Source organism: Mesorhizobium sp. WSM4817, from assembly GCF_055811135.1.
In genome coordinates this window covers 120260-142773 of sequence record NZ_JBVVQQ010000001.1, presented here as the reverse complement: position 1 = coordinate 142773, position 22514 = coordinate 120260, and the positions used below count along the sequence as shown (strand labels likewise).

The window sequence follows — 22514 nt, the reverse complement described above, 5'->3', positions numbered from 1 at the left end:
CCGGAAACGGCCTCGATCTGCCGGGGGTTATCACGGACAGCGCGCCATGCAAACAACCTTGAAAATCGGAACACGCGGCAGCCCGCTGGCGCTGGCGCAGGCGCATGAAACGCAGGCGCGGCTGATGGCCGCTCACGGCATGCCGGTTGAGGCATTCGAGGTGGTCGTCATCTCGACCAGCGGCGATCGCATCCAGGACCGGCCGCTGTCGGAAGCCGGCGGCAAGGGGCTGTTCACCAAGGAAATCGAGGAGGCGCTGCTGGCGCGCCGCATCGACATCGCCGTGCATTCGTCGAAGGACATGCCGACGGTGTTGCCCGACGGGCTGGAACTGTCTGCCTTCCTGCCGCGCGAGGATGCCCGCGACGCCTTCGTCGGCAAGGCGGCCAAAACGATCGCCGGATTGCCGCACGGCGCGAAGGTCGGTTCGTCGTCGCTCCGGCGTCAGGCGCTGATCCGGCGGATGCGGCCGGATCTCGACGTGGTGATGTTCCGCGGCAATGTGCAGACGCGGCTGCGCAAGCTCGACGAGGGCGTCGCCGACGGCACCATCCTTGCCTATGCCGGGCTGAAGCGGCTCGGGCTCGAAGATGTCGTCACCGACCTGATGCCGCTCGACAGCTTTCCGCCGGCGCCGGGGCAAGGCGCGATCTGCATCGAAAGCCGCATCGGCGACCTCGATGTGGAAAGAATGCTGACGGCAGTCCACGACGTGCCGACCGGGCAGGCGCTGGCCTGCGAACGCGCTTTCCTGGCGGCGCTCGACGGTTCCTGCCGCACGCCGATTGCCGGCCATGCGACGATATCGGCCGAAACGGTGTTCTTCGGCGGGCTGATCATCTCGCCGGACGGCGCGCAATCGCATGAGGTCAAGGCGGAAGGCCCGGCGCAGGATGCCGCGCGCATCGGCGACGATGCCGCCAGGACCGTGCGGGCCAAGGCCGGCGAAAAATTCTTCGACGGCTGGGCCTGATATGCGTCGCGTCCTGGTGACGAGGCCGGAGCCGGGCGCCTCGCGCACGGCACAGCGGCTTGAGGACCTGGGTTTTAAGCCGATCCTGCTGCCGCTGACCGAAACGGTGGCGCTGCCGGTTGATCCGGACAGGGTCGCAGCCAATACCGCGGCCGTTGCCGTCACCAGCGCCAATGCCGTGCGCCATGCGCCGAAAGAAATCAGCGCGGCGCTCGCCGGTTTGCCTTGCCATGCCGTCGGCAGACGGACAGCGCAGGCCGCCCGTGCGGCCGGGTTTCTGTCGGTCAGCGAAGGGCCGGGCGATGCCGAGGCGCTGGCGGATGCGCTTGCCGGCGATTGCGCCGGACAAACCATCGTCTATTTGTGCGGGCGGGTGCGTTATTCGGGTTTCGAGCAGCGGCTGCAGTCGGCAGGCGTTCAGGTTCGCGCCGTTGAGACCTATGACACTGTCGCGCTGGATTATTCCGATGAGGCCGTTCTTGCGCGCTTGTCCGGCCTGCCGGTCGAGGCGGTGCTGCTCTTTTCGGCCAAGGCCGCCACAGCGCTGCAGGCACTGGCTGGGCGGCCGGCGCTGCGTGAGCTTTTTAAAAAGACATGTTTTTTTGCGCTGTCCGGACGTATCGCCGCAGCCTTGGAGACGGTTGCCTCAGAACAGCTCCGCGTTGCGCCGGAGCCCAGCGAGGAGGCGCTGCTGGAGCTTTTGCGGACGTCGCCTTGACCCCGTGTCATCACGCCGCCCCTTTTCACCGCTTGGTGATGTGCTAGACCCTTCCTGAACCATCCCGAAGCGAAATTTGCGGAGCCCAAGCATGGTCAAGACGCCGAAGATGCGGCATTCGAAAAGCCGTCGCGAGCCGGTGACCATCGAGCTCGATCCCGGCGCTGTCTCGCGCGTTGCCGACGAGGATGCCGCCAACGGGCGGACCGACGAGGCGAAGGCGGAGGAGGCGGCAAGCGCGTCGCAGCCGGAAGCGCCTGAAGAACCCGTCCATGCCGACCAGACCGACATCGAGCCGTGGGAACATGCCGAAGCGGCCCCGCCGGACGGCTCGGAACAGCCGGCCGAGGGCGGTGCCAAAACTCCTGAAGGGCCCAAACCGACTTATCCGGCCGGCTCGGAGGCATCGGCGAAGCGGGCCTTCGACTACAGTTTCGACGACGCATCGGCCAAGGACGCTTCGGCCAAGGCGGGCGCCGCAGACGCGCCGAAGGAAACCCAGGCAGGGACTGAAGACATGGCAGCGCAGCCGAAGCGTGGCGGCATCAACGGCATTGCTGCCGGCATTATCGGCGGCGTCATCGCGCTGGCTGCCGCCGGAGGGCTGCAGTTTGCCGGCCTGCTCGGCGCGCCAGGGGTTGGCGATTTATCCTCGAGCGGCGTGTCGCTCGATGGCGTCAACAGCGAAATCGCTGCGCTGAAGAGCGAGATTGCCGGGCTCAAGGATACAGCCGGCAACAATGACGCCTCGGCCAAGGTGGACGGGCTGTCGTCAGCGCTGGATCAGGTCAAAACGGATGTCGCGGCGCTGAAATCGGCGATCGAGCAGGGCGGAGCAGGCGACACAGCCGGGCTTGCAGCCCTCGGCGACAAGGTCAGGCAGATCGAGACGGCGGTTGCGGCGCTTGGCCAGACCGGCAACACGGCGCCGGTCGATCTCGGACCGCTCAACGAAAAGCTGGCCGGGCTCGACGCGGCGGTGAAATCCGCCGGCGAGACGGCGAAGGCACAGGACGGCCGGCTTGCAGCGCTGGAACAGTCGGTGTCTCAGCTTTCCGGCAAGGTCGAGGCACAGGCCGGGCAGCCCAAGGTTGCGCTCGCCATCGCCGCATCGGCGCTGAAGGCAGCACTCGACCGTGGTGCGCCATTCGCCGCCGAACTCGAAACCTTTGCGGCGATTTCGCCGGATGCTCCAGAGATCGCAGCCTTGCGTCCCTACGCCGAAACGGGCGTTCCGACCCGGGCGGAGATCGCAACCGAAATGCCTGCCGCCGCCAATGCCATGGTCGCTGCCTCCGAGCCCGTCGACCCGAATGCCGGCTTCCTGCAAAACCTGCTGTCGAGCGCGCAATCGCTGGTCAAGGTCAGGCCGATCGGTGCAGTCGAAGGCGCTGGCGCTCCGGAAATCGTCGCTCGCATGGAGGTGGCGGTCGATCAGGGCGATTACGCCAAGGCGCTCAGCGAATACGATATGCTGCCCGAGGCGGTGAAGGCGGCCGGCGCCGATTTTGCCGGCAAACTGAAGGCGCGAATCGAGGTCGAGAAGCAGGTCGACGCGCTGATCGCCAGTGCGATGAAGGCGTGAGGGAAACCCGATGATTCGCATTCTGCTTTTCCTCGCCGTGGTTTTCGCGCTCGGGCTGGGCTTCGCCTGGCTGGCCGACCGGCCAGGCGAGATGGTCGTCACCTTCAGCGGCTATCAATACCAGGTCAGCCTGATGGTGGCAGCGGTGGCGGTCGTTGCCGTGGTTGCCGCGGTGATGATCGTCTGGTGGCTGCTCAAGGCGCTGTGGAACAGCCCCTACACCATCTCGCGCTATTTCCGCGTGCGCCGTCGCGATCGTGGCTATCAGGCGCTGTCGACCGGTATGATTGCCGCCGGCGCCGGTGACGGGGCGCTCGCCCGCAAGAAGACCAAGGAAGCGGCAAAGCTGATCCGCTCCGACCAGGAGCCGCTGATCCAATTGCTGGAGGCGCAAGCCTCGCTGCTCGAAGGCGACCATGAGGGTGCCCGCGAAAAGTTCGAGACCATGCTCGACGATCCCGAAATGCGGCTGCTCGGCCTGCGCGGGCTTTATCTCGAGGCCGAACGCCTCGGCGACCGCAACGCGGCGCGGCACTACGCCGGCCGCGCCGCGGCGATGGCGCCGCAGTTAGCCTGGGCCGCCGAATCGACGCTGGAAGACCTGACCGGGCGCGGCGACTGGGACGGCGCGCTGAAACTGGTCGAGGCGCAGAAATCGACGCGGCAGATCGAGCGCGATGCCGCCAACCGGCGTCGCGCCGTGCTGCTCACCGCCAAGGCGCAGGCGCTGATCGACAGCGATCCCAATGCCGCCAAAACCGCTGCTCTGGAGGCCAACCGGCTGCGGCCGGATTTCGCGCCGGCGGCGGGGATCGCAGCCAAACTGCTGTTCAGACAGAATGATGTGCGCAAGGGCGCGAAGATCCTCGAAACGGCGTGGAAAGCCGAGCCGCATCCAGAGATCGCCGAGCTTTACACCCACGCCCGGCCAGGCGATGCCGTGCTCGACCGGCTGAACCGGGCGAAGAAGCTGCAGGAGATGAAGAAGAACCACGCCGAATCGTCGCTGGCGGTGGCGCGCGCCGCGCTCGACGCGCAGGACTTTTCAACCGCCCGCAAAGAGGCCGAGGCGGCTATCCGCATGGATCGCCGCGAAGGCGCCTATCTGCTTCTGGCCGACATCGAGGAGGCAGAGACCGGCGATCAGGGCAAGGTGCGGCAGCTTTTGTCCAAGGCAGTGCGTGCACCGCGCGATCCGGCCTGGGTCGCCGACGGCGTCGTTTCCGAACGCTGGGCGCCGGTGTCGCCGATCACCGGCAAGCTCGACGCCTTCGAGTGGCGTGCGCCGATGGAGCGGCTCGGCCAACTCATCGACAGTGACGAGGATGCGCCGGACGCCGCGGTGCCGACAATTGCAGCGCCAACGAAGCCGGAAAAGGAAAATGTGATCGAGCTGAACCCCGCTGGTTCGGCCGAAAGACCGACCGCCGTGGCGGCATCGGAAACTGACGAAGACGATGTTGCGCCGGTCACCGCCACGGCGTCTGCCGCAGTGCCGCCGGATGGCGACGCTGCCGAACCGGCGGAGGAAATGGCCCGGTTGCCCGACGATCCCGGCGTCGATCCGGATGACGAAGAGCAAAAATCACCACGCAAGTTTCGATTGTTTTGATTTGGCTGAGCTTGAAAAGTTTGGCTGAGCTTGAAAGTTTTGGCGGATGGGAAGCAGGAATCACATGTTAGAACGCGTTCTGTCGTTTCTGAAGGACCTGCCGGCAGACGGCCGCGCCCGCAACAACGCCGATGATCCGCGCGTTGCTGCATCCGCCCTTCTCTACCATGTGATGAGTGCCGACGGCGTGCGTCAGGATGCCGAATGGGAGCGGTTCAAGGCGGTGCTGGCGGAAAGCTATTCGATCAGCGGCGACGAGCTCGACGCGCTTGCCGCTGCCGGCGAGCGGGCCGACAATGAGGCGATCGACCTCTACGCCTTCACCAGCGTTTTGAAGCGTCAGCTCGATCCGGACGCGCGAAAAGCCTTCATCGGCCTGATGTGGGAAATCGTCTATGCCGATGGCGAATTGCACGAGCTCGAGGACAATATCGTCTGGCGCGTCGCCGAGCTGATGGATGTCGAACGCCACGACCGCGTCGAGGCACGCCGCAAGGCGGCCGCCGAAGTGCCGGGCGCGGCTGGAACATCGAGCGACGAATAGACGGGATTTCCCCATGCCACCCACGCCGAGGCCGAGACCAAAAATCCTGATCGTGCTGCATCAGGAGAGTTCGAGCCCCGGGCGCGTCGGCCACATGCTTATCGAAGAAGGCTTCGACCTTGATCTCCGCTGCCCGCCGCTCGGCGACGCCTTGCCGGAAACACTGGACGGTCATGCCGGAACCGTGGTGTTCGGCGGACCGATGAGCGCCAATGACGAGGACGATTTCGTCCGCCGTGAGACCGACTGGCTAAAAGTGCCGCTCCGGGAGAACCGGCCGTTGCTCGGCATCTGCCTCGGCGCGCAGATGCTGGTCAACCATCTTGGCGGCAAGGTCGAGGGTCATGGCGAGGGGCTGGTCGAGATCGGCTGGTATCCGCTGACAGCGACCGAGGACGGCAAGAAGCTGATGCGCTGGCCTGAGATGGTCTATCAGTTTCACCGCGAGGGCTTTTCGCTGCCGAAGGACGCGACGCTGCTGGCGACGGCCGAAACCTATCCCAACCAGGCCTTTCGCTATGGCGACAATGCCTGGGGCATCCAGTTCCATGGCGAATTGACAAGGGCGATGATGCAGCGCTGGGTCGTTCGCGGCGCGCATCGCTTCGAGTTGCCCGGCGCGCAGCCCGGTCGCGATCATCTCGGCGGCCGGCTGATCTGGGACATGCATCTCAAGCGCTGGCTCGGCGAATTCCTGCAGACGATCTTCGGCAAGCCGGCGCTGTCCTGATCTGATCTAGTTTGCCCGGATCAGAGTGCCCTAGGATCAGTTTCGCCCGTTGAGGTGGCGCACCTTGCGCAACTGCGGGAACAGCACCGCCCACAGCCCGGCGACAACGACTGCGCCGACGCCGCCGATCACCACCGCGGGCACGGTGCCGATCAATGCCGCCATGGTGCCGGCGCGGAATTCGCCGAGTTCGTTGGAGGCGCCGACGAAAACCTGATTGACGGCGTTGACGCGGCCGCGAACCTTGTCCGGCGTCCACAGCTGGATCAGCGTCTCTCTGATGTAGACGCTGAACATGTCGGCGGCGCCGAGCAAGGCGAGCGCTGCGATCGACAGCCAGGTGATGGTGGAAAGGCCGAACAGCACCGTGAAGGCGCCGAACAGCGCGACGAAGCCGAGCATGACCACGCCGGCATGGTTGCGGATCGGATGTCCGGCCAGCCAGATGGCAACGCAGATGGCGCCGATGCCCGGCGCCGAACGCAACAGTCCCAGGCCCCAAGGGCCGAGTTCGAGGATGTCGCGCGCATAGACCGGCAGCAGCGCCGTGGCGCCGGACAAAAGCACGGCGAACAAATCGAGCGAAATGGCGCCGAGCACGATCTTCTCGCTCCAGATATAGCCGAAGCCGGCAAACAGGGTCTGCATCGTCGGCCTGTCGGTCTCGCTGCGCTGGGCAGGCTTTGGGATGGTGAAGACCAGCACCGCGGCGACAAACATCAGAACGGCAGCGGTGCCGTATGCCGCTTGCGCCGAGAGCCCGTAGAGCAGGCCGCCGGCGACCGGTCCGACGATGGTCGCCGTCTGCCAGGCGGACGAATTCCAGGCGATCGCGTTGCCGAAATCCTCCGGCGGCACGAGGTTGGCGAACAGCGACGCCGCTGCCGGTCCGAAGAAGGCGCGCGCGATGCCGAACATGGCGAGCACGCCGAAGATCAATCCCGGTCCGCTAAGACCGCGCAGCGTCAGCAGCAGCAGGGCCAGCGCGCAGATCGCCTCCAGCAGCACCATCAGTGCCATGATCAGGCGGCGGCCGAAACGGTCAGCGACCACCCCGGTGATCAGCACCAGCAGCAGCGAAGGCAGGAACTGGACAATGCCGACAAGGCCGAGATCGAACGGATCGCGGGTCAGGTCGTAGACCTGCCAGCCGACGGCGACGGATACGATCTGGGTGGCGAATGTGGCGAGGAAGCGTGCCGCCCAATAGCTCAGGAAGGGTTTGTGCCGGAAGGCGGCATAGCGCCGGTCGGGCGGTGCGTGAGGTTCGGGTGTCATGAATCAGGCCCCGTGGCAAGGAAGTCGGCCGGCGGGGCACTTCCACGAGGGCGCTGGTCCGACCACCGCGCTTTTAGCGCAGTTCGGTGCGAGGCGCGCGCAAAAATCGGCTCTGGATCAAGGATTTCCGGCTACCATGCTAATTGCACAGCTCGGCGGAGGTGGAAGGGTTATTAGGCGCGCAGGTCGAGTTCTCCCCGCGCCCCCTCTTGTCCTGCCGGACATCTCCCCCCAAGGGGGGAGATTGGACGTCGCGACGGCTTTCGCCAATCTCGAGCGTCAAAGGCGACTTCGAGCGCGTCAGACCGTGGCCTTGGGCTTCCTGGTCTTCTTGACCGGCGCCGGCGGGGCGGCCTTGCGGCCAAGGCCGATCGCCTTGGCCAACTGCGAGCGCGAGGCCGCATAGGTCGGGGCGACCATCGGATAGTCAGCCGGCAAGCCCCATTTGGCTCGGTAGGCATCCGGCGTCAGTCCGAAATGAACGCCGATATGGCGTTTCAGGGATTTGAACTTCTTGCCGTCTTCGAGGCAGATGATGTAATCCGGCGTCACCGATTTCTTGGGATTGACCGCCGGGATCAGCGGTGCTGCGACCGGAACGGCGGGCTGGCCGAGCCCACCTATCGACGCGCTGACGCTGGCGATGAGATCGCCGAGGCCGGAAGCGGGCAAGCGGTTCTTCTCGACGTAAGCGGACACGATGTGAGCGGTCAGCTCGAGAAGGTCGATGTCCTTGCGGGCTTTGTTGCTGTCGTCGGTCAATCTATTTTCTCCGTTAGTGGGGTCGCAGAATTCCTAGTCGGCAAATCTGCATAACGCAATGACGCCGCACCACGCTACACATTATTTTGAATAACAATACTAACGGCCGGGCCAGATCAACAGGTTTGGCCTCGAACCGCTATAATATCAGACAATCAGGGATTTGTCGCGCCACAGTCGAAATCCCCCTTCGAAGGCGCGTGTGTTGTCGCCACGCCTGCAACCGGCAGGCAATTCGTCGAGTTTGTCGACATTGCCGCCGCCGATGATCACATAGTCAGGCTGAAGGGCGGCGCGCAGCCGCTCGACGACGTCGAAAACGTGTTTGCGCCATTTCTTCTTGCCGCGCTTTTCAAGGCCGCTTTCGCCAACATAGTCCTCGAAGCTGCTGCCCTTCTTGTAGGGAAGATGCGCGAGTTCCATCGGCTGGGCGACGTTGTCGAGGATCATCGCAGCACCGAGTCCGGTTCCGAGACCCAGGAACAGCATGCGCCCGCCTTCATAGCTGCCGACGGCCTGCATCAGCGCGTCGTTGACCAGCTTCACCGGCTTGCCGAACTGCGTTGCGAAGTCAAATCCGACCCAACCCTTGCCGAGATTGGCGGGGTCGGCCAGTGGCCTGTTGTGGTGCACTGGGCCGGGATAACCGATCGAGACGACATCGTAGGGCAAGCCATCGGCGAGCGTCTGCACGACGGCGATCATCTGCTGCGGCGTCAGGCCGGGTCCGGAATCGGCTCTGCGCTCCTCGCCGCCGGCGCTGGTGAGGATCTTGACATGGGAGCCGCCGATATCGATCGCAAGCACGATCTTTTCGCTGTCCGGTGCTTGCTTTTTCGCCGCCTTGGCCATTGCGTCGCCTCCGAGTTCATTTCGCCGGGTTGATCCAGCCGTTCGGCGGTCCGAACCCGGCCATCGCATCGGCCGGACCCCATGCTCCCGGCTCATAGAGGTGTGGCGGCGTGGTATCGCCGAGCACCGGGCCGACGATCCGCCAGGCAAGCTCGCTGGCGTCCTGGCGGGTGAACAACTGGCCATTGCCGTTCATGGCGTCGCCGATCAGCCGCTCATAGGGCGGCATGTCGCCCTTGCTGTCGTCGAGCGCGGTGAGTTCGACCTGCTCGCCGATCATGTCGTCACCAGCGGCCTTGCGCTGGGCGCCGATCGAGATCGCCACCTGCGGGTCGATGCGGAAACGGACGTGATTCGCATCTCCGGGTTTGATCGGGTCGAAGACGTCGAGTGGCGGCCGATTCAGCCGCACGATGACCTCGGTGGCGTGCACCGGCATGCATTTGCCGGCGCGGATGAAGAAGGGCACGTCGCGCCAGCGCCAGGTGTCGACGAAGAAACGCACCGCCGCGAAGGTCTCGACCGGCGAATTCGGCGCGACGCCCGGCTCGCTGAGATAGCCTTTGAACTGGCCGCGCACGACATCGTCACTGGTCAGCGTCCGGATCGCCCGCAGCACCTGCACCTTCTCGTCGATCAGATCGTCGGCCGAGCGGCCAACGGGCGGCTCCATGGCCAGCAGCAGCAGGATGTTGAGCAGATGGTTCTCGATGACGTCGCGGATGCAGCCGACCTCGTCGTAGAAGCGGCCGCGGCCTTCGACGCCGAAATCCTCGGCCATGGTGATCTGCACGCTCTCGACGAAATTGCGGTTCCAGATCGGCTCGAGAAAGGAATTGGCGAAGCGGAAATAGAGCAGGTTCTGGATCGCCTCCTTGCCGAGATAATGGTCGATGCGAAAGATCGACTGCTCGTCGAACACCAGGTGAAGGACCCGGTTCAGCCAGCGCGCCGATTGCAGATCGTGACCGAACGGCTTTTCCACCATCAGGCGCGCGCCCTGGGCTGCGCCCGACTGTTCCAGGCCCTGGATGACCGTCTCGAACATGGTCGGCGGCACCGCCAGATAGTGCAGCGGGTGCTGCGCGGTCCCGAGCGCGCTTTTCAGCTTCTCGAATGTCGCGGCGCTGCGGTAGTCGCCGCTGACAAAGCGAAGCAGCGAGGCAAGTTTCGCGAATATCTTCTCGTCGACCTTGCCGATGGCCTTGACGATGCCGTCGTGGGCCCGCGCTTGCAACTGCTTCAGGTCCCAGGCGTCGAAAGCGACGCCGATCACCGGTTCGGTGAGCGTTCCCTTGGCGACCATGGCGTAAAGTGCCGGGAAGATTTTTTTGTGGGCGAGGTCGCCGGTCGCCCCGAAAAGCACCAGCGTGTCGGACCGTTCCTGGTTCATGAGCGTGTCTTCCCCGTCACGAGCCGATCTTCGGCTTTTCGACATGGCCGCCAAAGGCATAGCGCATGGCGGATAGCAGCTTGTCGGCGAATTCGGATTCGCCTTGCGAGGCGAACCGGTCGAACAGGGCCGAGGACAGAACCGGCGCCGGCACGCCGGTGTCGATCGCCGCCTTCAGCGTCCAGCGGCCTTCTCCGGAATCCGAAACCCGTCCGCCGAACTGCGTCAGTCCCGAATCGGCCTTCAATACGCCCGCCGTGAGGTCGAGCAGCCAGGAGCCGATGACGCTGCCATGCCGCCAGACCTCGGCAACCTCGGCGATATCGAAGTCGAACTGGTAATATTGCGGGTTTTCCAATGGACTGGTTTCAGCGTCGGCGGTCCGCTGTCGCTTGCCGGCATTCGCCGACTTCAGGATGTTCATGCCTTCGGCATAGGCGGCCATGACGCCGTACTCGATGCCGTTGTGGACCATCTTGACGAAATGACCGGCGCCACTCGGCCCGCAGTGGAGATAGCCGAACGGGGCGGTTTCGGCATCCTTGCCGGCGGCGGGCATCCCGGCATCGGCGCCCGGCGCCAGGGTGGCGAAGACCGGATCGAGATGCTGGACCGCGCTGTCGGGGCCGCCGATCATCAGACAATAGCCGCGCTCGAGGCCCCAGACGCCGCCACTGGTACCGACATCGACATAGTTCAGGCCTTTCAATGCCAGGCGCGCGGCGTGGTCGACAGCCTCGTGATAATATGAATTGCCGCCGTCGACGATGATGTCGCCCGGCTCCATCAGGTCGGCCACCTGGTCGACGATCCGGCTGGTGATCGCCGCCGGCAGCATCAGCCAGGCGCTGCGCGGCTTGGTCAGCTTGCCGACGAACTCCTCCATCGAAGCGGCTCCGATCGCGCCAGCCGTCACAAGGGCTTCAACGCTGGCCGGGTTGATGTCGTAGACCACGCATTCGTGGCCATCGCGCAGCAGGCGCCGCACCATGTTGGCGCCCATCCTGCCCAGTCCCATCATTCCGATCTGCATGTTTTTCGTCCTGCTTCTTGAGGGATAGAAGATCTACTGGCTCTATTGTTGGAGCATGATCTTTTCCGAAAACCGGTTTCCACTTTTCGCTAACGCGGACCTTCGGTTCGGGATCATGCTCTAGTCGGCTTGTCGATACCGACGGAAAAGTCGACATTCTCCCAACGGCCGGCATCGGGCCAGAAAAAAGTAAAGACGATCATATTGCCCGGCGGGACATCGGCAACGGGCAGGTCCGTGAGATGGATGCCGAAGGCGTTCTCGATCGTAGCGGCGTCATGGATGGTTGCCCAATCGTCGTTGCTCCAATGGACCACCGCCCGGGCCAGCAGTTCGACGCGCAGCAGCTTGCCGGCGGGCATGGCGCGGAGCTTGTGATTGAAGCGCCATGTCCGGCGCGGCGCCACGGTCCTGTCCTCGATGTAGCGTTTCACGCCTTGCGGCGGCATGTCGAAGACGGCGCCGTCATTGAGCGAGCGCAGCAGCTTGATATGCTCCGAATGCGCCCAGACCAGCGGCATGGCGCTGCCCGACGGTCCGCCGTGCCGCAGTTCGTGTTCGGCCATGTCGGGACCATCCCAGACCTGCTCCGGCAGCAGCCCGCCAGACCCGGCAGAATCCTCCAGGGTCCTTAACAGGCTCGCTGCCTTGTCCTTGCGGCCCGCCGCCAGTTCGTAATGGGCGCGCTCGCCGACCAGCAGCGGCCCGGGCCGGCCCTGGCCGGACCCGTCGAAGGGCGCGCCGTCGGCGTGCTCGCCATAGCCGTCGCTGGTATAGCGATACCAGACGGGCCCCTGCGGCAGGTCGCAGCGCAGCCGCGCATCGATGACCCTGACCGTGTCGACGATGCGCGGATCGTCGGCGGCCCTGAGGCCGAAGCGGACGAGCGCCAGCGCATCCGGGCTGACGATCGCCTCGGCCGGCCGGTCGCTATCGCCCGGCGGCCGGTTCTTGATCGGCACATAGCCGTCCTTCGGCGACGCCGCGCCGGCGGTGTCGGGCGGCGCGATGCGGACGTAATAGCCCTCGACGCCGACCTCTTCGCCGAGTGGAGTGCCGGTGACATAGGTCCAGCGCTCGATCTGGTCGTTCCAGACATCGGCGGTTTCCCGCAGATAATTTGCCGGCTCTGCTTTGCCGCAAGTTTCGAACAGGTCGGCCGCGGCCAGCAGGGCTGCGATCTCGACGGCCAGCGTGAACGGGCTGTAGCCGGCATCCTCTTCCCAGCGGTCTTCGCCGGTGACCGGACCGTTGCGCACGACGTAGGAAGCGGCGCGCTCGACCATCGGCATGAAGGAGCGCAACGCGGCGTCTGCCAGATGCCCAGCCCGGCGCAGCGCGTCTGCGAGCAGCAGCGGAAACGCGCATTCGTCCATCTGGATGCCCGGCCAATAGGCTGATCCGTCGAGCCAGGCGTTCTGCGGCCAATGCCCATCCGGCTGCTGGATCGAGCGGAGATAGGCGAGGATCTCAAGCGCTTGCGCCGGATCGCCGGCGGCGAGGAAACCGCCCGCGGTTTCGACCAGGTCGCGCGGCCAGACCAGATGATAGCCGCCGATATCGTCGTCGCCCTTGCTGAAGCCCCACGGGATCGACAGGCTGGCGACGGCCGCTCCGGTGGATGAGCGATGCGTTGCCAGAACTGCCGTGCTGACACGATACGTGTTGATCCCCGCACCACGCCGGTCCAGCGGCAGCAAGCCAGCCTGCCATTTGCGCCATTTTTCGATAAAGGATTTGGCCGCGGGCGCAAAGCCTCGCTTCAGGCTGGCCGAGGCATTTTCCGCCGCCTCTTGCGGCGTCGTTCCGAAACCCAGCGCCAGCAACGCCGTCGGGTTCGCAGCCGAAAAGCCGATCTCGCCGGTCAGCGCGACATTGCCGTCCTCGGCCCTGCGGCAAGCCGGGTCGAGTCGGCCGTCACGACGGAGTTGCTGCCAGCCGTCGGAGACACCGACATAGCCGGCCGAGCATGCTCCCCAAGGCAGCGACGAGGCGAGCGCCAGGCAAACGCCACGTCCCGATGCAAACAGGACAGGCCTTCCCTCGTGGTCGCCGACCCAGGCGGTGTTGGCCATGCCGGCGTTGACCAGATGCGGCGCCAGCAGCGCGTAGACGCGGTGGTTGGCGTATGTGCCGCTCAGCGGCGTGAAGCTGATTTCCTGCAGCAAAACAGGATGTTCCGGATCCGTAACGATGCGCTTTTCGATCCGGTAGGTGGCGGCGGTGTTGACCAGCCTGTAGGCGGGCACCCCATCCTCGAACGGCTCGAGGCTGTGCACGGCATCGCGCTTTTCTTCCGAGAAATAGAAGCCGGGGCCGGTGACGACCAGTCCCATGTCTCGGGTGCAGGCGCTGTCGAGGCGGGGATAATAGACCTCGTTGAGGATGCCGTGGCTGATCGTGAACCAGACAGGGCAGGCCGGCGAAAGCGCGGTTCCGACGCCGCTCTTGGTGCTCGACGTCCAGCGCGCCGGAATTCCGGGTGGGCCCAGCGCATCAGTCGGCGTCGCTGCCATCTTGATTTGGTCTCCTGCCCCATCCCTAGACCAGGAGCCGAAGCCTTTTCAATCATTGCACCGCAAGTTGATCGTCAAACCGTCATCGATCGCTGTTGACAAGTGCGCCCATCTAAATTTGTCTGACAATATTGAAACGAGGGTCGTCATAACAGCCGCCAGCAGCCAACAACGACCAGCAATCCATGGGAGGATAACAGATGAAGAAGATACTCGTCTTGAGTGCCCTTGCGGCGATGCTCGCATCAGGCGCCGCGTTTGCCGACACCAGCGACAAGAAGATCGCCTTTTCCAACAATTATGCCGGCAATTCGTGGCGGCAGGCGATGCTCGACAGCTATGCCATCGTCACCAAGAAGGCGGTCGCCGACGGGGTGGTCGCCGCCGCGGACATCTTCACGACGGCCGACAAGGAAGTGCCGACCCAGGCTGCCCAGGTTCAGAACCTGATCCTGCAAGGCTATGACGCCATCGTCATCAACGCCGCCTCGCCGGACGCGCTCAACGGCGCCGTCAAGCAGGCCTGCGATGCCGGCATCGTCGTCGTCTCCTTCGACGGCATCGTCACCGAGCCCTGCGCCTACCGCGTCGTCGTCGACTTCAAGGACATGGGCAGGCAGGAAGTCGAGCAGATGGCCAAGTTCCATCCCGAGGGCGGCAATCTGCTGGAAATCCGCGGCCTTGCCGGCACGTCGATCGACGACGCCATCCACGCCGGGATTCTGGAGGGCGTCGCCGCCCATCCCGAGTTCAAGATCGTCGGTTCGGTGACCGGCGACTGGGACCAGACCACAGCGCAGAAGGCGGTCGCGACGATCCTGCCGTCGCTGCCGGAAATCGTCGGCGTCGTCGATCAGGGCGGCGACGGCTATGGCGCGGCACAAGCCTTCGCCGCCGCCGGCAAACCGCGCCCGACCATCATCATGGGCAACCGCCAGGACGAATTGCAGTGGTGGAAGGAACAGAAGGACAAGGATGGCTACCAGACCTGGTCGGCGTCGATTGCGCCGGGCGTGTCGTCGCTGGCCTTCTGGGTGGCGCAGCAGGTGCTCGACGGCCGCACCGATGTGCCGCATGACCTGTTGGTGCCATACCTCGCCTTCACCCAGGACAATTTCGAGGCCGAGCTGCCGAACATCCCCAAGGGCGGCGTCGCCAGCCACGAATACACGCAGGAAGACGCCATCGCGGCGATCAAAGCCAACATCAAGTGAGCGTGGCACATCCAATGCCGCGCGCGTCGTCTTCCGGATTTCACTAGGGATGCCCGAGGCCGGTGTAGACATCATCAGACTGGACGGAGCCGAAAAACATTTCGGCGCCGCCACTGTCGACATCATCAGGCTGGACGGAGCCGAAAAACATTTCGGCGCCGTCCGGGCGCTCGCCGGGGTGGATTTCCACGTCGGCGCCGGCGAATGCGTCGGTCTCGTCGGCCACAATGGCGCGGGCAAGTCGACGCTCATGCATATGGTGGCGGGCACGCTCGTGCCCGACAGCGGTCGGATCGCGGTGCGTGGCGGCATCGAGGACAATTATTCGGTGCCGCGCGCCCAACAACTCGGCATACGCTGCGTATTCCAGGAACTGTCGCTGTGCCCGAACCTCAGCGTTGCCGAGAACACCCGAATCAACCACCCGGCGCTGCGCGGCCTCGGCTGGCGGCGCAAGGCGGCCGATCTGATCGCCGCCAAGCTCGACGAGATATTTCCGGGCCACAGCATCTCCGCCGCCGATATCGCCAGCGACCTTTCCATCGGCAGGCGGCAGATGGTCGAGGTGGCGCGCGCCTTCACGGTGACGCAGGATCCGCTCGAATTGGTCATCCTCGACGAGCCGACATCCTCGCTCGACGCGCACACGGCCGGCCAGTTGCTGGGTTTCGTCCGGCGCTTTGTCGCCGGGGGCAAGAGCTGCATTCTGATCTCGCATGTTCTGGGCGAGGTGCTCGGGAATGCCGACCGCATCGTGGTGATGCGCGACGGCAAGGTCGTCGCGTCGGATGCGGCTAAGGCTTTCGGTCGCGGCAGGCTGGTGACGACCATGGGCGGAGCGGCAGCGCGTGAGAAGATCGCGGCCGAAATCGCGACCCAAAAGCCGGAGACCGGCCCGTTGCGGGTCCGGGCCCGCCCAGCGCGGCAACAGGACGGCAACGAACTTGTGGCGCATGCCGGCGAGATCATCGGCCTTGCCGGGCTTGCCGGTCATGGCCAAACCGATCTGCTGCTGGCGATTTTCGCAGCCGCGGCGCGCACCAAAACCGGCATCGAGGTCACCGCGCCGGTGGCGCTGGTGGCCGGCGACCGCCAGTCTGACGGGATCTTTCCGCAATGGTCGATTGCGCAAAACATCGGCATCCGCTCGCTGGCGCGATTGCGCAACGGCCTGCTGATCTCGCCGCGGCGCGAAGCCGAGCTCGCCGACTTCTGGCAAAAGAAAATCGGCATCCGCACCCCCGACATGAACAACAACATCTTCTCGCTGTCCGGCGGCAACCAGCAGAAGGCCCTGTTTGCCCGGGCGCTCGGTTCCGACGCCAAGATCGTGCTGATGGACGACCCGATGCGCGGCGTCGACATCGGCACCAAGCTCGAGGTCTACGACCTTGTGCGCGAAGAGGCTGGCCGCGGCCGTACCTTCCTCTGGTACACCACGGAAACCGAAGAGCTCGACAATTGCCACCACGTCTATGTCTTCAAGAACGGCCGGATCGTCGCCAAGCTTGGTCGCGACGAGCTGACCGAGGAAAAGATCATCCAGTCCTCGTTCGGCGATGCGGCTTGAGATGACGGCAGCACCCGTCGAGAGCGGTCCCAAGAGTTCTTCCGAGCGAAGCGCGCTGGCGCGGGCGCGCCTGCTGCGCGGGCTGCTGCCTGCGATGTCGCTGGTGCTGGTGCTGCTGGCGATCGCCTGGCTCAACCCGCGCGCCATCAGCTATTTCGGCTTCAGCCTGATGCTCAACCTGGCAATCCCGATCGCATTGGCGACGATCGCGCAGATGTTCGTCATTGCCGGCAACGAGCTGGACCTGTCGATCGGCACCTTCGTCGGTTTCGTCGGCTGCGTCACGGCGACATGGCTGAAGGAGGCGCCGCTGGTCGGTGTCTTGATCCTCCTCGGGTCGATCGGCGTCTATGCGCTGCTCGGCGCGCTGATCCATCTGCGCAACCTGCCTTCAATCGTGGCGACGCTCGGCATGAGTTTTGTCTGGCAGGGCCTCGCCATCCTCATCCTGCCGAAGCCCGGCGGCAAAGCACCGGACTGGCTGCTGTCGCTTATGGCCTTCAAACCGCCCTTCGTTCCGTTCCCGATCATTGCGGCGCTGCTGATCGCGGCGGTCGTTCATTTCGGGTTGATGCGCACCTCGTATGGCGTCATCCTACGCGGATCGGGCGGCAATGCCGCGGCCCTCAGCCGTGCCGGCTGGTCGCTGCTCAAGACCAAGATCGTGCTGTTCGCGTTGACCGGTCTGTTCGGCGTTTTGTCCGGCATGGCCCTGATCGGCATCACCACCTCGGCCGATGCCAATATTGGCAATGGCTACACGCTGCTTTCGATTGCCGGCGTCATCCTCGGCGGCGGCGAATTTGTCGGCGGCCGGGTATCGCCGATCGGCGCGGTAATCGGCGCGCTGACGCTGGCGCTCGCCGCCTCGCCGCTGCTGACCTTCATGCACATCCCGCCCGATTGGCAGGTGGCCGCCAACGGCGCCATCCTCATCATCGTGCTGGCGGCCCGGGTGCTGATCAGCCGCAGGGAGAGGTGAGGGGATGGCATCGATGCGATTGCTGCTCGCAAAACCCTGGATATGGTCCTTCATCGGTGCGCTGCTGGTGTGGCTGGCGACGATCACCTTCACCGGCGGATATGGCGGCGGCGGCATGATCACGGCGGCACTTTCGCTCGCCGTCTTCACCGTCATCGTCGGTGTCGGCCAGATGTTCGTGATCACGCTCGGTCCCGGCAATGTCGACCTGTCGCTGCCCGCCAATATCGGCCTCGCCAGCGCCGTCGCCATGAAGGTGATGGACGGCAATGATTCAATGATCGCGGTCGGGCTGCTGGCGGCGCTGGCCTGCGGCATGGCGATCGGCGCCGCCAATTATCTGTTGATCTGGGCGCTGCGCATTCCACCGATCATCGCCACACTGTCGGCGAGCTTCATCATCCAGTCGATCGACATCAGCTATGGCCGCGGCTTGCAGATCAAGCCGCCGCCGGGCTTTGCCAGTTTCACCAACTGGCAGATTCTTGGCATTCCGGTGCTGGCGATCCTCACCGTGCTGTTCTCCATCGGCGCTGCGATCGCGCTGCAGCGCATGATCTATGGCCGTTCGGTGCTGGCGATCGGCCAGAACATCCGCGCGGCGTGGCTGGCCGGCGTCAATGTCGGCCGCATCCGCTTTCTTACCTACACGCTGTCGGGCGCGCTCGGCGGCCTCGACGGGGCGCTGCTCGCCGGCTATTTCCGCGGCGCCAATGTCGATATCGGCAATGAGTACCTGCTGGCCTCGATCGCCGTCGTCGTCATCGGCGGCACGTCGGTAGCCGGCGGCAAGGCCAATGTGCCGGGTGTATGGGGCGCGGCCCTGTTCCTGGTGCTGCTTTTGACCATGCTCAACACGTTCGGCGTCAGCGCCGGCGTCCGTCTGTTGCTGACCGGGCTGATCATCGTCGGCGTCATCACTGCCGCTGGCGGGCAGAAAGCGCTGCGCTAGCAAGCGGCGGCGCTTGGCGGCGCTGACCCTGTGTCATCTCATACGTGCTTGCGGCCGCCGGATTCGCGGAACCAGCTGTCGGGATAGGGATACCACCAGCCCTGGATCGCCGGTTTGTGGTCGATGATCACCATCTTCGAACGGCGGAAGGCATCGAGCCCCTGGCGTCCCAGTTCGCGGCCAAGGCCGGACGCCTTCCAGCCACCGAACGGTAGCGCGTCATTGTCGATCAGCGGATTGTTGACCCAGACCATGCCGGCCTCAAGCCGCTCCGCAGCCTCATGCGCCTCGGCGAGATCGGTGGTGAACACCGAGGCGCCGAGCCCGAACGGGCTGTCGTTGGCAAGCTCTATCGCCTCGTCGAAATCCTTGACCCGGCAGATCGCGGCGACTGGTCCGAAACATTCTTCACGCACGATCGCCATGTCGGGGGTGACGCCGGTCAGGATCGTCGGCTCGTAGAACCAGCCGACATTGTGCGCCGGCGGGATACGCCCGCCGGTGATCGCCCTGGCACCGCTGCGCACGGCATCGTCGACCAGCCGCATGACTTTCGCCCGCGCCGCCTCGCTGACCAGCGGTCCGATCTCGGTCTTGTCGAGACCGTTGCCGATGCGCAGCGCCCGTGTCTTCTGCGCAAACAGCTCGACAAAGCGGTCGTGAACGGCATCGACGACGAAAAAGCGTTCGGCCGAGGTGCAGACCTGGCCGGTGAGATGGAACGCGGCGGTGACGCTGCCGGCGGCCGCGAGGTCGAGCGGGGCGTGCCGGCTGATGATCAGCGGGTCGCTGCCGCCGGCCTCGATGACGCAAGGCTTCATGCGCTCGGCGCAGGCGACGGCGACAGCCTTGCCGGCTGCGACCGAACCGGTGAAGGCGACCGCATGGGTGCGGTCGGAGGCGATCAAAGCCTGCGCCGTGGCCGCCGCGCCGGGCAGGCAGGAAACTAGGTCCTCAGGCAGGGAGCGGAACACTGTCATGTACTCCAGCGTCGACAGTGTCGTCGCTTCGGCCGGCTTGATGACGCAGGCATTGCCGGCGGCGAGCGAGGCGGCGACGGTCCAGCACATCAACAGGATCGGGAAATTGTAGGGCATGATGTGCACCGACGTGCCGTAGGGCTCGTAGCGCGCATACTGGAACGATCCGGCCTGCGTCGTGCCGGCGATCTTGCCGGCATCGTCACGCGCCATCTCGGCGTAGTAGCGGAAGATCGGCGCGCAATTGGCGATCTCGCCGATTGCTTCCGGATAGGGCTTGCCCATCTCGCGCACCATAAGCTCGGCGCAGCGCGTGAAGTCGGCCGCCTCGATGGCGTTGGCGACTGCATGCAGATGCCCGGCGCGGCTCTTGGCGTCGAGCTTTTTCCAGGCAGCTTGCGCCCTGGCCGCAGCGGTGAGCACGGCGTCGATCTCGCCGTCGGTTGCAGCCGCGATGACGCCGACGGTTTCCAGCGTCGCCGGATCGATCACCGGTTTTGCCGCGCCGGTCATCGGCCGATAATCCGGATTGACGAAGAAGGCCGGCCGGTCAGGTGAGAAGTCCATGGTCATCCTTTCAAGTCGCTCAGCGGATCATGTAGACCTTCTTGATGGTCTCGTGGACGGTGCAGACGCCCTTCCAGTCCTGCGGAAAGAACGCCGCGGTGTCGGGTTCGATCTCGATCACCTCGCCAGATTCGTGGACATAGGTGCAGCGGCCCTCTAGGAAATGGCAGAATTCGTCGCGGGTGACGTGGCAGTGCCATTTGCCTGGCGTGCAGACCCACAGCCCGCATTCGGAGCGGCCTTCCGGCCCCTTGTGCAGCAATTTGCCGGAGGTATGGGAGTCGCCCTCGATCATCGTGGGGATGACGCCCCAGTCGACGAGGTCGGTGAGGGCAAGCGGCGATTTCATGATCGGTGTCGGCATGTCGTGAAGCTCCAGTGGCTGGCTTCAGGCCAGCATGTAAATGTTGCGGATGGTCTCGTGGACGGTGCATTCGCCGGTCCAGCCGGCCGGGAACATGACCACCGTGGCAGCGGAGACTTCTATCACCTCGCCGTTGTCCGATCGGTAGGTCGCGCGGCCGGCAACGAAATGGCACAGTTCGTCGCGCGGGATCGCCAGCCGCCAGCGGCCGGGCGTGCAGACCCAGATGCCGGATTCCGGCTGGTTGTTCGGCCCCTTGTGGACGAGCCTGCCGGTGGAGTGCGAAGCACCTTCCAGCGCATTGGACTGTGCGCCCCAGTCGACGAGGTCGGTGCGGGTCGAGGCTTGGTGGAGATGTGGCACAGAGGAGGTCATGTGGGTGCTCCGCCGGCGCGATGCATGACTTCGCGATCGTCTCGCTCTACGGCGCCCCCCTCTGTCCTGCCGGACATCTCCCCCACGAGGGGGGAGATTGGCAGCTCTGGCGGCGGCACTCTTCTTGCGACATTTGTGATTGGCGAAATCAGTGATGACGGCCAATCTCCCCCCAAGTGGGGGAGATGTCCGGTAGGACAGAGGGGGGCGCGAAGGAACGCCATACCCATCCGCCCGGTCACAGCAGCTCCTCCAGCAGCCCGGCCGCCTTCTCCGGGCCGTTCTGCGATTGCATCTGGGCCGACGTCTTCGCCAGCTTGATCTTGATTGCCGGGTCGGTCAGGCAGGTTTCGATCTTGGCGATTAGCTCGGCGTCGCTCCAGTCGTAGCGCGGCATGCCGAAGCCGTGGCCGGTTTCCTCGACCCGCGTCGCGTTGTCGTGGCCATCCCAGACATAGGGCATGATGATCGCCGGCTTGCCGAAGTAGAGACACTCGGTGAACGAGTTGTTGCCGCCATGGTGGATAACCGCGTCGACCTGCGGGATCACCGAGGGCTGCGGAAACCAGCTCTCGACGATGACATTGCCGGGCACTTGCGCGTATTGGTCCTTGTAGCCGCCGACATTGACCAGCGCTCGGTAGCGAGTCTCGGCCAGCGACGCGATGATGCGCTTCAGGAGATCGACATCGCCGGCGCCAAGGCTGCCGAACGAGACGTAGAGCAGCGGCCCGTCATTATTCTCAGCAAAGGTCGGCACGGTGTAGGGCTTCTCCTGCCGCACGCAGCCTTCCAGATACTGGAATTTTGCCGGGTCGAGCGGATGGCGGCGCTTGAACTTTGCCGCCTCGGGATAAAGCAGCAGGTTGAGGTAAGGCGAGGCCTCGAAGAACTGGCCGATCGGATACGGCGCTTCGTTGTTGGCTTTCAAAAACGTATTGAAGTCGTCATGGATCGGCTTGATTACCGCGTTGAAATGGTCGCGGTAGCGCTGATGGCAGGCGTGGTCGTTCTCGCCGCAGCCGGACAGATGCGGCGGGATGTCCTCGTCCTCTATCTCGTTTTCCGAGCAGGAGATGACGCGCACCCATGGCTTGCCATACTGCTTGATCGCCGGGAACAGGATGACGTTGTCGACGCAGATGACGTCGGGCTTGATCGTCGCAAGCACGCCGGGCAGGTCCTTCTCAGCCCATTTGGCGCTGTCGACGATCGCCGTCCAGCAGTCCTTCACGTAATTGTCGACCTGGTCGTAGGGCGATTTGCGAAAATTCGGGATGTGGCCGTTGATGAAGTCTTCCCAGAACTTGGCCATCTGCTCGGGCGGCATCGGCTCGGACAGGTTCACCGGATGGGCCTCGAAGCCGTAGCCCTTGTAGACGTCGACGAAGCCGGGGTCCGACAGGAACACCGCTCTGTGGCCGCGCGCCTCGACCGCCTGGGCGATACCGACGGAGTTGAGCGCCGGGCCGTAGGCCGCTTCCGGAAAAAACGCGATGGTCTTCTGCGCCATG

General features: G+C 64.7%; 20 protein-coding genes. 10 read left to right on the top strand and 10 right to left on the bottom strand.

Translation table 11 applies throughout. The features are described 5' to 3' along the window. The first annotated feature begins 46 nt into the window (after nt 1-46). From hemC to AC0L2K_RS00615, 6 genes are all read left to right on the top strand, one after another. Entirely contained in the window at nt 47-973 is a 927-nt protein-coding gene (hemC, locus tag AC0L2K_RS00640) for a hydroxymethylbilane synthase (protein WP_023800555.1), read from the top strand. A gap of 1 nt (nt 974) precedes the next feature. Then, nucleotides 975-1691, top strand: a complete 717-nt coding sequence (locus tag AC0L2K_RS00635) for a uroporphyrinogen-III synthase (RefSeq protein ID WP_023800554.1) — start codon at nt 975-977, stop codon at nt 1689-1691. Nucleotides 1692-1782: 91 nt separating this feature from the next. Further along, the gene (locus AC0L2K_RS00630; RefSeq protein WP_287260884.1) at nt 1783-3276 is read left to right on the top strand and encodes a COG4223 family protein; all 1494 of its coding nucleotides are present in this window, start codon (nt 1783-1785) and stop codon (nt 3274-3276) included. A 10-nt stretch (nt 3277-3286) separates the two neighbouring features. Beyond that, nucleotides 3287-4888, top strand: coding sequence for a heme biosynthesis protein HemY (locus AC0L2K_RS00625; RefSeq protein ID WP_128168666.1), 1602 nt, complete (start codon nt 3287-3289; stop codon nt 4886-4888). 64 nt (nt 4889-4952) lie between these two features. Further along, nucleotides 4953-5432, top strand: a complete 480-nt coding sequence (locus tag AC0L2K_RS00620) for a tellurite resistance TerB family protein (RefSeq protein WP_023800551.1) — start codon at nt 4953-4955, stop codon at nt 5430-5432. A 13-nt stretch (nt 5433-5445) separates the two neighbouring features. Continuing rightward, on the top strand, nt 5446-6162 hold the full coding sequence (locus tag AC0L2K_RS00615; protein WP_023800550.1) for a glutamine amidotransferase: 717 nt from the start codon (nt 5446-5448) through the stop codon (nt 6160-6162). Nucleotides 6163-6198: 36 nt separating this feature from the next. Here the strand turns inward: AC0L2K_RS00615 and AC0L2K_RS00610 are convergent, their stop codons facing one another. The 6 genes from AC0L2K_RS00610 to AC0L2K_RS00585 all read right to left on the bottom strand — a co-directional run bounded on the left by AC0L2K_RS00610 (nt 6199) and on the right by AC0L2K_RS00585 (nt 13996). After that, nucleotides 6199-7440, bottom strand: coding sequence for an MFS transporter (locus AC0L2K_RS00610; protein ID WP_091592269.1), 1242 nt, complete (start codon nt 7438-7440; stop codon nt 6199-6201). A gap of 300 nt (nt 7441-7740) precedes the next feature. Further along, nucleotides 7741-8202, bottom strand: a complete 462-nt coding sequence (locus AC0L2K_RS00605; protein WP_023800548.1) for a Ros/MucR family transcriptional regulator — start codon at nt 8200-8202, stop codon at nt 7741-7743. Nucleotides 8203-8349: 147 nt separating this feature from the next. Continuing rightward, the gene (locus AC0L2K_RS00600; RefSeq protein ID WP_128168665.1) at nt 8350-9054 is read right to left on the bottom strand and encodes an ROK family protein; all 705 of its coding nucleotides are present in this window, start codon (nt 9052-9054) and stop codon (nt 8350-8352) included. A gap of 16 nt (nt 9055-9070) precedes the next feature. Beyond that, a complete protein-coding gene (gene zwf / locus AC0L2K_RS00595; RefSeq protein ID WP_473530341.1) occupies nt 9071-10447 on the bottom strand; it encodes a glucose-6-phosphate dehydrogenase in 1377 nt (458 codons plus the stop codon). A 16-nt stretch (nt 10448-10463) separates the two neighbouring features. Beyond that, nucleotides 10464-11480: a phosphogluconate dehydrogenase (NAD(+)-dependent, decarboxylating) gene (gene gnd / locus AC0L2K_RS00590; protein WP_473530340.1), complete on the bottom strand. Its 1017-nt coding sequence runs from the start codon at nt 11478-11480 to the stop codon at nt 10464-10466. Nucleotides 11481-11593: 113 nt separating this feature from the next. Next, nucleotides 11594-13996 carry a glucan 1,4-alpha-glucosidase gene (locus tag AC0L2K_RS00585; protein ID WP_473530339.1) on the bottom strand — a complete coding sequence of 801 codons (2403 nt, stop codon included), beginning with the start codon at nt 13994-13996 and terminating at the stop codon, nt 11594-11596. A 200-nt stretch (nt 13997-14196) separates the two neighbouring features. On the opposite strand from AC0L2K_RS00585, the gene AC0L2K_RS00580 reads away from it, so the two are divergent. Genes AC0L2K_RS00580 through AC0L2K_RS00565 form a run of 4 tightly spaced genes read left to right on the top strand, consistent with a single transcriptional unit; the run spans nt 14197 to nt 18714 of the window. After that, nucleotides 14197-15210 (top strand): substrate-binding domain-containing protein, encoded by a 1014-nt coding sequence (locus AC0L2K_RS00580; RefSeq protein ID WP_091592281.1) that lies wholly within the window; start codon nt 14197-14199, stop codon nt 15208-15210. Nucleotides 15211-15259: 49 nt separating this feature from the next. Next, a complete protein-coding gene (locus AC0L2K_RS00575; RefSeq protein WP_473530338.1) occupies nt 15260-16780 on the top strand; it encodes an ATP-binding cassette domain-containing protein in 1521 nt (506 codons plus the stop codon). A gap of 1 nt (nt 16781) precedes the next feature. Beyond that, nucleotides 16782-17762 (top strand): ABC transporter permease, encoded by a 981-nt coding sequence (locus AC0L2K_RS00570; protein ID WP_473530337.1) that lies wholly within the window; start codon nt 16782-16784, stop codon nt 17760-17762. A gap of 4 nt (nt 17763-17766) precedes the next feature. Continuing rightward, nucleotides 17767-18714 carry an ABC transporter permease gene (locus tag AC0L2K_RS00565; RefSeq protein WP_128168660.1) on the top strand — a complete coding sequence of 316 codons (948 nt, stop codon included), beginning with the start codon at nt 17767-17769 and terminating at the stop codon, nt 18712-18714. 38 nt (nt 18715-18752) lie between these two features. Here the strand turns inward: AC0L2K_RS00565 and AC0L2K_RS00560 are convergent, their stop codons facing one another. The 4 genes from AC0L2K_RS00560 to AC0L2K_RS00545 all read right to left on the bottom strand — a co-directional run bounded on the left by AC0L2K_RS00560 (nt 18753) and on the right by AC0L2K_RS00545 (nt 22513). Next, on the bottom strand, nt 18753-20261 hold the full coding sequence (locus tag AC0L2K_RS00560) for an aldehyde dehydrogenase family protein (protein ID WP_473530336.1): 1509 nt from the start codon (nt 20259-20261) through the stop codon (nt 18753-18755). Between the two features lie 19 nt (nt 20262-20280). After that, nucleotides 20281-20625: a cupin domain-containing protein gene (locus tag AC0L2K_RS00555; RefSeq protein WP_128173665.1), complete on the bottom strand. Its 345-nt coding sequence runs from the start codon at nt 20623-20625 to the stop codon at nt 20281-20283. Between the two features lie 24 nt (nt 20626-20649). Continuing rightward, the gene (locus tag AC0L2K_RS00550) at nt 20650-21000 is read right to left on the bottom strand and encodes a cupin domain-containing protein (protein WP_128173664.1); all 351 of its coding nucleotides are present in this window, start codon (nt 20998-21000) and stop codon (nt 20650-20652) included. A gap of 238 nt (nt 21001-21238) precedes the next feature. Then, nucleotides 21239-22513: a glycosyltransferase gene (locus AC0L2K_RS00545; protein ID WP_287225019.1), complete on the bottom strand. Its 1275-nt coding sequence runs from the start codon at nt 22511-22513 to the stop codon at nt 21239-21241. Nucleotide 22514 lies beyond the last annotated feature (1 nt).

Coding starts and splice junctions, on each gene's coding strand:
- AC0L2K_RS00580 (WP_091592281.1), top strand. CDS start 14,197: ATGAAGAAGATACTCGTCTTGAGTGCCCTTGCGGCGATGCTCGCATCA.
- AC0L2K_RS00600 (WP_128168665.1), bottom strand. CDS start 9,054: ATGGCCAAGGCGGCGAAAAAGCAAGCACCGGACAGCGAAAAGATCGTG.
- AC0L2K_RS00545 (WP_287225019.1), bottom strand. CDS start 22,513: ATGGCGCAGAAGACCATCGCGTTTTTTCCGGAAGCGGCCTACGGCCCG.
- AC0L2K_RS00635 (WP_023800554.1), top strand. CDS start 975: ATGCGTCGCGTCCTGGTGACGAGGCCGGAGCCGGGCGCCTCGCGCACG.
- AC0L2K_RS00555 (WP_128173665.1), bottom strand. CDS start 20,625: ATGCCGACACCGATCATGAAATCGCCGCTTGCCCTCACCGACCTCGTC.
- AC0L2K_RS00615 (WP_023800550.1), top strand. CDS start 5,446: ATGCCACCCACGCCGAGGCCGAGACCAAAAATCCTGATCGTGCTGCAT.
- hemC (WP_023800555.1), top strand. CDS start 47: ATGCAAACAACCTTGAAAATCGGAACACGCGGCAGCCCGCTGGCGCTG.
- AC0L2K_RS00585 (WP_473530339.1), bottom strand. CDS start 13,996: ATGGCAGCGACGCCGACTGATGCGCTGGGCCCACCCGGAATTCCGGCG.
- AC0L2K_RS00625 (WP_128168666.1), top strand. CDS start 3,287: ATGATTCGCATTCTGCTTTTCCTCGCCGTGGTTTTCGCGCTCGGGCTG.
- AC0L2K_RS00570 (WP_473530337.1), top strand. CDS start 16,782: ATGACGGCAGCACCCGTCGAGAGCGGTCCCAAGAGTTCTTCCGAGCGA.
- zwf (WP_473530341.1), bottom strand. CDS start 10,447: ATGAACCAGGAACGGTCCGACACGCTGGTGCTTTTCGGGGCGACCGGC.
- AC0L2K_RS00575 (WP_473530338.1), top strand. CDS start 15,260: ATGCCCGAGGCCGGTGTAGACATCATCAGACTGGACGGAGCCGAAAAA.
- AC0L2K_RS00550 (WP_128173664.1), bottom strand. CDS start 21,000: ATGACCTCCTCTGTGCCACATCTCCACCAAGCCTCGACCCGCACCGAC.
- AC0L2K_RS00565 (WP_128168660.1), top strand. CDS start 17,767: ATGGCATCGATGCGATTGCTGCTCGCAAAACCCTGGATATGGTCCTTC.
- AC0L2K_RS00620 (WP_023800551.1), top strand. CDS start 4,953: ATGTTAGAACGCGTTCTGTCGTTTCTGAAGGACCTGCCGGCAGACGGC.
- gnd (WP_473530340.1), bottom strand. CDS start 11,480: ATGCAGATCGGAATGATGGGACTGGGCAGGATGGGCGCCAACATGGTG.
- AC0L2K_RS00610 (WP_091592269.1), bottom strand. CDS start 7,440: ATGACACCCGAACCTCACGCACCGCCCGACCGGCGCTATGCCGCCTTC.
- AC0L2K_RS00560 (WP_473530336.1), bottom strand. CDS start 20,261: ATGGACTTCTCACCTGACCGGCCGGCCTTCTTCGTCAATCCGGATTAT.
- AC0L2K_RS00630 (WP_287260884.1), top strand. CDS start 1,783: ATGGTCAAGACGCCGAAGATGCGGCATTCGAAAAGCCGTCGCGAGCCG.